3 protein-coding genes are annotated in these 3,014 nt (G+C 53.2%); all 3 read left to right on the top strand.

Features of this window, described 5'->3' with window-relative positions; translation table 11 throughout:
* A partial coding sequence (locus AC1HCM_RS00065; protein WP_479459732.1) for a DNA topoisomerase occupies window positions 1–725 on the top strand: 725 nt, incomplete at its 5' end.
* Between the two features lie 5 nt (window positions 726–730).
* Window positions 731–1,132, top strand: a complete 402-nt coding sequence (locus AC1HCM_RS00060; RefSeq protein ID WP_479459731.1) for a hypothetical protein — start codon at window positions 731–733, stop codon at window positions 1,130–1,132.
* A 20-nt stretch (window positions 1,133–1,152) separates the two neighbouring features.
* Window positions 1,153–3,014: 1-deoxy-D-xylulose-5-phosphate synthase (dxs, locus tag AC1HCM_RS00055; RefSeq protein ID WP_479459730.1), on the top strand; the 1,862-nt coding region annotated here is incomplete at its 3' end.

The following is a 3,014-nucleotide window of genomic DNA, read 5'->3' as shown; positions in this document are numbered from 1 at the left end:
CGAGGGAGTACATCAGCGAAGAGATAGACCCTTCCCTCTTTAGCCCCCGCAGGTGGGCAGAGGGAGGTGCCCACGAGTGCATAAGACCGACAAAGCCCCTTGATGGAGAGGAGCTAAGGTCCGTGATGCTGTCGGGGCAGGTTCAGGATCTTGGCAAGGACCACATAGTCCTTTACGACCTGATATTTAGAAGGTTCATGGCATCTCAGATGAAGCCGGTAAAGGTCAAGCTCAAGAAGGTTAAGGTCAAAGCTCTTTCCTTAGAGCAAGAGGTTGAACTCAGAACCGAAGTCCTCAGCCACGGTTTTGACCTCCTTTACCCCGTAGAGCTACAACCAGAGCTTGAGGGCGAGATTGATGTATCAGAGTTAAAGGAGCTAAGGGAGGTTCCGATGGCTTACCTCTTTACCCAGGGGAGCCTCGTCCAAGAGATGAAGAGGAGGGGGATAGGTCGTCCCTCCACCTACGCGAGCACTGTTGAGAAGCTCCTTGATCGGGGCTACATCATTGAAAGAAACGGCTTCTTAATACCTACAAAGCTGGGGAAGGAGATATACGAGTTCCTGAAAAAACAGGAGAAGATAATCCCCTTCGTATCCGAGGAGTTCACAAGACACCTTGAGGAGCTGATGGACAGCGTTGAGGAGGGAAAGGCTGACTACAAGGAGATTCTGAGGGAGCTCTACGAAGATATAATAGAGTTTGAGGCGAGCGTGAGGAGGTAGTAAGCATGAACTATCATCCGCTGGTTATATACTTTGCCGTTGGAGCTCTTGTCTCCTCCTACCTTGCGTACTTTCTGCACTTCACCTTCCTCAGGAGGAGCTTCGTATTTTACTACGCCCTTACGAACCACGCCATATCCGTTCTCTTCTCCATACTTGCTGTTCTCACGGGTCTATCCGTTGCCGGAACCCAGTACGTTCAGCAGAAGGCACCCTTCATCTTCCTTTTCCCCCACAAGTGGCTCGGGATAGGACTCGCAGCCTACACCTTGATAACCTTCATACCCCTCTGGATAAAGCAGGTTGATACGAACAGGAAGTTAGGAATAACCTTCTCCTTCATAGGACTTGCCCTCTCCCTCGGCGTGCTCACCTTTGGCTGGCTCCTGAGATTGATTTTCTTCTAAAGGGAGATAATTTTTAGCTTATGCTTGAGGGATACAAGCTCCTTTCAAGATACAAGGGTCCGGAGGATATCAAGGCACTCTCTTACGAGGAGCTCTCAGAGCTCGCCCAGGAGGTCAGGAGGTACATAATAGAGGTCACCTCCAAGAACGGCGGTCACGTTGGACCTGGACTGGGCGTGGTTGAGCTCACCATAGCCCTGCTGAGGGTCTTTGAGCCCCCAAAGGATACGGTTGTCTGGGATATAGGACACCAGGGCTATCCATGGAAGATACTCACAGACAGGAAGGAGAGCTTCCCGACCCTGAGGCAGTACGGCGGTATAGCTGGCTTTCTGAGAAGGGAAGAGAGCCCCTACGATGCCTTTGGTGCCGGACACAGCTCCACATCAATATCCGCCGCTCTGGGCTTCAGGATAGCTAAGGACCTGAAGGGAGACGATAGCTTCGTTGTAGCTGTTATCGGCGACGGAGCGATGACCGCTGGGATGGCTTTTGAGGCGCTCAACAACGCCGGACACCTTCGTCCCGACAGGTTTATAGTCATACTCAACGACAACGAGATGTCCATATCTCCCAACGTGGGCGCCCTCTCCACATATCTGAGCAGGATAATAAGCGGGCACTTCGTTCAGGACACGAGGCAGAAGGTAAAGAACCTTCTCAGACACTTCGGTGAGACACCCCTGAGGTTCATGAAGCTGACCGAGGAGTTCTTCAAGGGGCTCATATCACCGGGGGTGATATTTGAGGAGCTCGGCTTCAACTACATAGGCGTTGTGGACGGGCATAACCTTGCTGCCCTTGAAAGGACTCTAACGAACATCAAGGATATAAAGGGACCGATACTGCTCCACGTTGCCACCAAGAAGGGTAAGGGCTATCCCCATGCAGAGGAGGACCCTGTCAAGTGGCACGGCGTAGCCCCTTACAAGGTTGAGTCGGGGGAGATAATCAAGAAGCCTTCTCCCCCTTCCTGGACCTCCGTTTTTGGGAAGGCGATAGTTGAGCTCGCGGAGCAGGATGAGAGCATAGTGGCTATAACGCCCGCCATGAGGGAGGGCTCCGGTCTGGTTGAGTTCGCCAAGAGGTTTCCTGAGAGGTTCTTTGATGTGGGCATAGCGGAACAGCACGCCGCAACCTTTGCCGCAGGGCTCGCCTGTGAGGGCATGAAGCCCGTTGCAGCCTACTACTCAACCTTCCTCCAGAGGGCTTACGACCAGGTCATCCACGATATAGCCCTCCAGAACCTGCCAGTTACCTTTGCCATTGACAGGGGTGGTCTCGTGGGCGATGACGGACCCACCCACCACGGCGTCTTTGACCTCTCCTACCTCAGGTGCATACCAAATATGGTGGTGAGTGCCCCCAAGGACGAACAGGAGCTGAGAAACCTCCTCTACACGGCGGTAAATAGCAAAAGACCCTTCGCGGTCAGGTATCCGAGGGGAGCAGCCTACGGTGTCCCGACCGAGGGTTTTGAGGAGATTGAGATAGGAAGCTGGGAGGAGCTGTTGGAGGGAGAAGAGCTCGTGATCCTCGCCGTTGGCTATCCCGTCTATCAGGCTCTCAAGACGGCAGAGAAGCTTTACAAGGAAGGAATAAAGGTAGGGGTTGTGAACGCCAGGTTTGTCAAGCCTATGGATGAGGAGATGCTCCTCAAGCTCGCTAGCAGGTACGAGGTCTTCCTCACAGTTGAGGACAACACGGTTGTGGGGGGCTTTGGCTCCGGAGTGCTTGAGTTCCTTGCCAGAAAGGGGAGTTTCAAGAGGGTCGTCAACCTCGGTGTACCCGACAGGTTCGTAGAACATGGAAATCAGAACCTCCTCAGGAATATGGTTGGAATAGATGCGGAGGGCATTGAGAAAAAGGTCAAGGAGCTCCT

This window comes from Hydrogenivirga sp. (assembly GCF_056450045.1).
The sequence above is the reverse complement of the archived record's forward strand: the minus strand, read 5'-3'. Positions and strand labels throughout refer to the sequence as shown.